Genomic DNA, 6,608 nt, shown 5'->3' on the forward strand with positions numbered 1-6,608 from the left:
ATTTAGGGCAGTTTTTAAACTATACCTAAGAAGAATGTGAGGTGCATATTACTATAGGCAGGTCTTAAAAGAAAATAAGAAGAAGAAAAGCATTTATTGAAATTGAGTAAGTTAAGATTTATATCTTTTAAATGGGATTGGGTGTAATTGATTCTATCAGTTGGATGAATTTACAGAAAAAATTGGACGTGATCCAAAAAAGGGACATAATGTTAGTAAAGTTATAAAATATAATTATTACAATAGGTAAAATATAATTTGCTATGTATATAGTTTACATATAGATACATTGATAAATAACGAAAAGGTAAGAATACAAAAGGATCATGAAAAAGTTAAAGAAATTGCAGGAAAATGGCGAAAGTAAAATGTTTGAAAGGAGATAAAATGGAAAGTAAAAATCTACCCACAGTAGATAAAGAAATTAAAAAATGGGGGGAAAAACACGAATCTCTAATTCAGATTTTGCATGGAACTCAAGAATCATTGGGTTATCTCCCTGAAGAAGTTTTAACTTACATTTCTAAAAAGATGAACATTTCTCTATCCAAAATTTACGGTGTTGTAACTTTCTATAACTTCTTTAAACTTACAAAGGATGCAGAGCACGTAATTACTACATGTATGGGTACCGCATGTTACGTGAAGGGAGGAGAAGCTATATTAAATGCACTGTGCAATAGGTTGGACATTAAACCAAATGAAATTACAAAAGATGGAAGATTTACAATAAGAACCGTAAGATGTGTGGGTTGTTGCGGCTTTGCTCCAGTTATGGTAGTAGATGGGAAAGACATTCATGGCAAACTTACGCCAGAAAAGGCTATTGACATTCTTGAAAGGTATATGCAGTAAAGATCTCTCTTTAGAAATTCTTGATATAAGTTAATATAGGAGGTTAAAAAAGCTTTTGCGGTCTGTAAATGAGTTAACAATTATTTATAAAACAATTTGTTCAAATGATTTTAATTAAAGAAAAAACTCATAATCAGGATAAGTAAAACTTTATACGGAGGTGTTTAGGTGGAAAAAATTAAGTCAATTGATGAATTGCGGAAATTAAAGGAGCAATCACAGGCATTTCTAAAAACAAGGCAAAAAGATGTAAAAGTTAAAATCTACATTAGCGTTGACCAAGAAGAAAATACCAATGGTTCAAGAGATGTGCTTCTTGCAACCCTTGATGAGCTTCAAAAAAGAGATTTTTCAGATTTCCAAATTATCGAGAGAGGTCCTATCGGGTCTGATATAAAAGAGCCTTTTATGGCAATAGAAAGAGATGGCAAATTTATTTACTACAGCAACATTACTCCAAATATGGCAAGAGAAATCATTGCTTCGCATGCAATAAAGGGACAAATTGTAAGCGACTGGGCATCAAAAAGGGGTAATTTATGAAAACCTATAGAATTCATGCGCTTGTATGTGCAGGGACACAATGCCTTGCAGCAGGAGGCAATGGCTTTAAAGACGCACTTATAGAAGAATTGAAACAGCACGGTCTAACAGAAGAGGTGCTTATAGTCGAAACTGGTTGTATGGGGTCCTGTCAATTGGGTCCCAGAATGGTTGTTTATCCTGAAGGAATTATGTACACAAAGCTTAGTCCAGAAGATGCAAAAGAGATTGTAGAAGAGGATTTTCTTAAAGGAAGACCAGTAAAAAGACTTCTCTGGAGACAAGATGAGAAACAATTTCTCACACTACACGATACTCCATTCTTTGCCAAACAGACCAGGATAGTTTTAAGAAATTGCGGTTTTATAAATCCAGAAGATATAAATGAATACATTGCACAAGGGGGTTATGAATCATTAGGCAAAGTCATAACAGAGATGACCCCTAAGGATGTAATCAAAATTATAAAAGACTCAGGATTGCGTGGAAGAGGAGGAGCAGGATTTCCCACAGGACTAAAATGGGAGCTTGCAAATAAGCAAATATCTGATACCAAGTACATAATATGCAACGCAGATGAGGGAGATCCAGGTGCTTATATGAATAGATCCGTTCTTGAAGGAGACCCACATTCTGTTCTCGAAGGAATGGCAATAGCAGGATATGCAGTCGAATCTCAAAAGGGATTTATTTATATAAGAGCAGAATACCCCCTTGCAATTAAAAGACTTGAAATTGCAATAAAACAAGCAAGGATGTCAGGTTTGTTAGGCAAAAATATTTTGGGAACGAATTTTTCATTCGATATAGAACTGAGAATGGGCGCAGGTGCATTTGTTTGCGGAGAAGAAACAGCCTTGATAAATTCTACTGAAGGAAAACGTGGCGAACCAAGAAAGAAACCACCCTATCCAGTTGAAAGCGGCCTATTTGGAAAACCCACAGTCATAAACAATGTCGAAACTCTTGCTAATATTCCAGTTATTATTGAAAAGGGAGCAGATTTCTTTAGACAATTTGGTACTGAAAAAAGTCCAGGAACAAAAGCTTTTTCTCTTGTAGGCAAAGTTAATATTGCAGGTCTGATTGAGGTTCCGCTTGGAACTCCTCTTAGAACAATAGTATTTGACATTGGAGGAGGCATTCCAGAAGGGCATACGTTTAAAGCAGCACAAACAGGAGGACCATCAGGAGGAGTTATCCCCGCAAAATACCTGGATATCCCAATGGATTACGAAAATCTTCCTCAGCTTGGAGCGATTATGGGTTCTGGTGGCCTTATTGTAATGGATGAAACAAGCTGTATGGTAGACGTTGCTAAATTCTTCTTAAAATTTACTGTGGATGAATCCTGCGGCAAATGTGTTCCCTGTAGAGAAGGCACAAGACAAATGCTGAATATCTTAGAAAAGATTACCAGTGGAAAAGGCACAATGGAAGACCTTGAAGTCCTTGAAAAGCTTGGCAACGTTATAAAGCTAACTTCCCTTTGTGGCCTGGGACAAACCGCACCAAATCCAGTCTTGTCAACGCTTAGACACTTTAGAGACGAATATATCGCACACGTGAAGGATAAGGTATGTCCAGCAAATGTTTGTTCGATGAAGTAAATAAAAAACTTAAAAGAGTTCTTGAATTATATTAATTGATATCTGATTTAAGACAAATTGCTAAGTTTAAACTCTGGAAAGTTAAAAGTTAATAGAGAGTGTTATGAACTTATAAATGAAAACTGTATTAAAAGTTTTTGTGAATTTAAAGAAGCAGACAAAGGAGATTTCAAATGAATGACTTATTAAATGTAAGAATTGACGGAAAGCCTTATCAGTTTAAAAGAGGTACTACAATTCTAAAAGCATGTAAACAAGTTGGTATTGAAATACCAACACTTTGTTATCTCGAGAATATTTCAGAAGAAGGCTCTTGTAGTTTGTGTGTAGTAGAAATTAAAGGAGTAAAAACCTTACAAAGAGCTTGTATTACAGAAATTTCTGAAGGAATGGAAATCACAACAGATTCAGAAGTTATATACGAAGCAAGAAAAACGAATCTTGAGCTCCTACTTGCTCATCACCCATTGGACTGTATGACCTGCGATCAAGATGGAGATTGCGTGCTTCAAGATCTTGCTTATCAATTCGGTATAAAAAAGAGCCAATTTCTTGATGAAAAAGATGCATTTTATTGTCCAATTGAAACTGCTTGGGATACAAATTTATTTATCCAGTTTGATCCACAGAAGTGTGTGCTTTGTAGGTGTTGCGTTGGCGCCTGCGAAAATCAGGCAATAGTTGAAGCGATTGGTATAGCAATGAGGGGTTATAAGTCTGTTATTTCTACCCCTTTCAATTTAGCATTGGAGAAAACAAATTGCCAATTTTGTGGAGCATGCGTTCAAGCATGTCCAACCGGAGCGCTTATTGAAAAACCTCGCATTGGAAAGGGGAAAATATTTAAATTTAAGAAAACTGAAACTGTCTGTGCGTATTGTGGCGTTGGATGTAACCTTGCGCTTTACAAAGATAAAAACAACAAACTTGTTATGGCAAAAGCCATTGAAAACAAAGAACCTAACAAAGGAAGACTCTGTGTCAAGGGAAGATATGGTTATGAGTATGTGAACTCTTCTGAGAGGCTTACAAAACCCCTTATAAAAGAAGATGGAGTTTTTAGAGAGGTCTCATGGGAAGAAGCCTTTGATTATACCGCAAATAAATTACTTGAAATTAAAGCAAAATATGGTCCTGATGCAATTGGTGTTCTTGGTTCTGCTCGTTGCACAAACGAAGACAACTATGTAATACAAAAATTTGCGCGGGCTGCAGTTGGTACAAACAACATTGACCACTGTGCAAGATTGTGTCACGCTTCAACAGTTACAGGATTGGGCAAAGCATTTGGAGCAGGTGCCGCAACAAACCCAATTTCAGACATTGAAAACGCAGATGTAATGTTTGTTATTGGTTCTAATACAACTGAAACCCACCCTGTAATAGCTCAATTTATTAAAGAAAACAAGAAAAAAAGAGGAGCAAAGCTAATTGTTTGTGATCCAAGAAATACAGATATTGCGAAATATGCTGACACATTTATCCAACACTATCCAGGAACTGATGTAGCACTATTAAATGCTATGATGAAAATTATTGTCGACAAAGAGCTAATTGATAAAGAATTTATTTATAATCATACTGAAGGTTTTGAAAGTCTCTTAAGAAATCTTGAAAATTGCGATCTTGATGATATTTCAAGAATTACAGGTGTTGATAAGAAGCTTATAGAAGATGCGGCGATTGCCTATGCTAAAGGCCCAAACTCAATGATTTTTTACACAATGGGCATAACACAACACCACGTGGGAGTTGATAACGTTATTTCAATTGCAAACATTGCTCTTATTACAGGCCATATAGGCAAGGAAGGAAATGGTATAATTCCTTTAAGAGGACAGTCAAACGTACAGGGTGCGTGTGATGTTGGCGTCTTGCCCGACGTATATACAGGTTATCAGAGAGTAACAGATGAAAATATTAGAAAGAAATTCGAAGAATTTTGGAAGGTAAAGCTCCCTGAGAGCATTGGCTATGCAGTATCACAGTTTGGGGATTTGATACTTGAAGGAAAGCTCAAAGCAGTTTATATAATGGGAGAGAATCCTCTTGTTACTGAAGCAGATGTTACTCACGCAAAGAAAAGCTTTGAAAAACTCGAATTCTTAGCAGTGCAAGATATTTTTCTTTCTGAAACTGCTCAGATTGCAGATGTGGTTTTCCCTGCTAAAGCTGCCTATGAAAAGTTCGGCACCTTCACCAATACAGAGAGAAGAGTTCAGCTTCTAAGTCCTGCAAGAAGTCCATCACAATCCATAAAAGATGACTGGCAAATAGTTTGTGAAGTTGCAACTCGTATGGGATATTCAATGCAATATAAGAATGAGAAAGAAATTTGGAGCGAAATAAGAGAAGTCACACCTACATTAAAAGGGATAACCTACGAAAGATTGGAAGAAAATTCTTTGCAGTGGCCTTGTCCAGATGAAACGCATCCAGGCACAAAGATTCTATACTATGAAGGCAAATTCAAACGTCCTAATGAAAAAGCTCTTATTAGCAGTGTAGAATTCCAGTCACCTATTGAAATACCAGATGATAACTATCCATTTATCCTTACAACTGGCAGGATACTCTTCCACTATCACTCAAGAAATGAAACCAGAAGAGTGAAGGTGCTTGAAAATTTCGTTCCAGAAAACTTTGCAGAAGTTAACCCTGAAGATGCCGAAGCGCTCGGTATTAAGAACGGCGATAGGGTTAATATTAAGACAAGACGTGGAGAAATCAATGTAAATGTTAAAATATCAACGAAACCAAAGAAGGGTGTTGTATTTGTGAGCTTTCATTTCTCTGAAACAAATGCAAATATACTTACTATCAACGCACTTGATCCTGTTGCAAAGATACCCGAATACAAGGCATGCGCCTGCACTATAGAAAAAATATTACCCTTATGAGAGGTTTAAATCGAAAATAATTTTATAAAAACTTTTTAATATCTGCCTAAAATATGAATATTTAAATCAGAATAGACATTATCATCTATTATGTCATTAATACTGGTGGAGTTTGAATTTGAATTTAACTCGACTAAATATATATTATCACCTAAGTAGGTTTTTCTGGGTATATCATGAATATAGTCAATCTTATAACCGCTATTTTCTAAAAAGTTAAGTAATTTCACTACCTAATTATCGTCGCCAGTTAATGTCAAAATATAGTGATCGCCATTATTGATTTGTCTATCTGTATTTGTGACAACCCAAAATCTTGTAACGTTTGAGTCGTTCATTTGAATGTCACGAGCCAAAACGTTTAAATGATAGACTTGTGCAGAGCCTTCTGATGCAATTGCAGCAAAAGACTTATCCTCTAATTCTGAAACCTTTTTTCCTGACTTTGACACCTTTTTTTATTTAAGAACCTAAAAATCCCTATAAATACAGCAATTTTTCCTAATATTTTATTTTTTTGTAAAAAATGTAGTGAGTAACGTACAGAATTTTCTGTAAAAGTGAAATGATTATCAATAAAGAAATATGAAAGGTCATCGTACACTGATAGAATATAGTTAACACACACCAAAACTATTGGAGGTGGACGATGACTAAATATAATATTACATTAGATAAAGAAATTTTGCACTACCTTTTT

The 6,608-nt window shown here is 35.5% G+C and carries 6 protein-coding genes; 4 read left to right on the top strand and 2 right to left on the bottom strand.

What is annotated here, in order from left to right:
• Positions 1-387: 387 nt before the first annotated feature.
• From ACWIUX_RS02480 to fdhF, 4 genes are all read left to right on the top strand, one after another.
• Complete coding sequence (locus ACWIUX_RS02480; protein WP_448589144.1) at positions 388-855, top strand: NADH-quinone oxidoreductase subunit NuoE family protein; 468 nt, start codon at positions 388-390, stop codon at positions 853-855.
• 168 nt (positions 856-1,023) lie between these two features.
• Complete coding sequence (locus tag ACWIUX_RS02485) at positions 1,024-1,398, top strand: (2Fe-2S) ferredoxin domain-containing protein (RefSeq protein WP_448589145.1); 375 nt, start codon at positions 1,024-1,026, stop codon at positions 1,396-1,398.
• Complete coding sequence (locus tag ACWIUX_RS02490) at positions 1,395-3,008, top strand: NADH-ubiquinone oxidoreductase-F iron-sulfur binding region domain-containing protein (protein WP_448589146.1); 1,614 nt, start codon at positions 1,395-1,397, stop codon at positions 3,006-3,008. Before ACWIUX_RS02485 ends, ACWIUX_RS02490 begins: the two co-directional genes overlap by 4 nt.
• A gap of 173 nt (positions 3,009-3,181) precedes the next feature.
• Positions 3,182-5,908: a formate dehydrogenase subunit alpha gene (fdhF, locus tag ACWIUX_RS02495; protein ID WP_448589147.1), complete on the top strand. Its 2,727-nt coding sequence runs from the start codon at positions 3,182-3,184 to the stop codon at positions 5,906-5,908.
• A gap of 35 nt (positions 5,909-5,943) precedes the next feature.
• Here the strand turns inward: fdhF and ACWIUX_RS02500 are convergent, their stop codons facing one another.
• Complete coding sequence (locus ACWIUX_RS02500; RefSeq protein WP_448589148.1) at positions 5,944-6,138, bottom strand: hypothetical protein; 195 nt, start codon at positions 6,136-6,138, stop codon at positions 5,944-5,946.
• A gap of 3 nt (positions 6,139-6,141) precedes the next feature.
• Positions 6,142-6,360 carry a prephenate dehydratase domain-containing protein gene (locus ACWIUX_RS02505; protein WP_448589149.1) on the bottom strand — a complete coding sequence of 73 codons (219 nt, stop codon included), beginning with the start codon at positions 6,358-6,360 and terminating at the stop codon, positions 6,142-6,144.
• Positions 6,361-6,608 lie beyond the last annotated feature (248 nt).

Source organism: Thermodesulfobium sp., assembly GCF_053498235.1.

Excerpts from the sequence above, each read along its gene's own strand:
- ACWIUX_RS02480 (WP_448589144.1), top strand. The coding sequence starts at position 388 with ATGGAAAGTAAAAATCTACCCACAGTAGATAAAGAAATTAAAAAATGG.
- ACWIUX_RS02490 (WP_448589146.1), top strand. The coding sequence starts at position 1,395 with ATGAAAACCTATAGAATTCATGCGCTTGTATGTGCAGGGACACAATGC.
- fdhF (WP_448589147.1), top strand. The coding sequence starts at position 3,182 with ATGAATGACTTATTAAATGTAAGAATTGACGGAAAGCCTTATCAGTTT.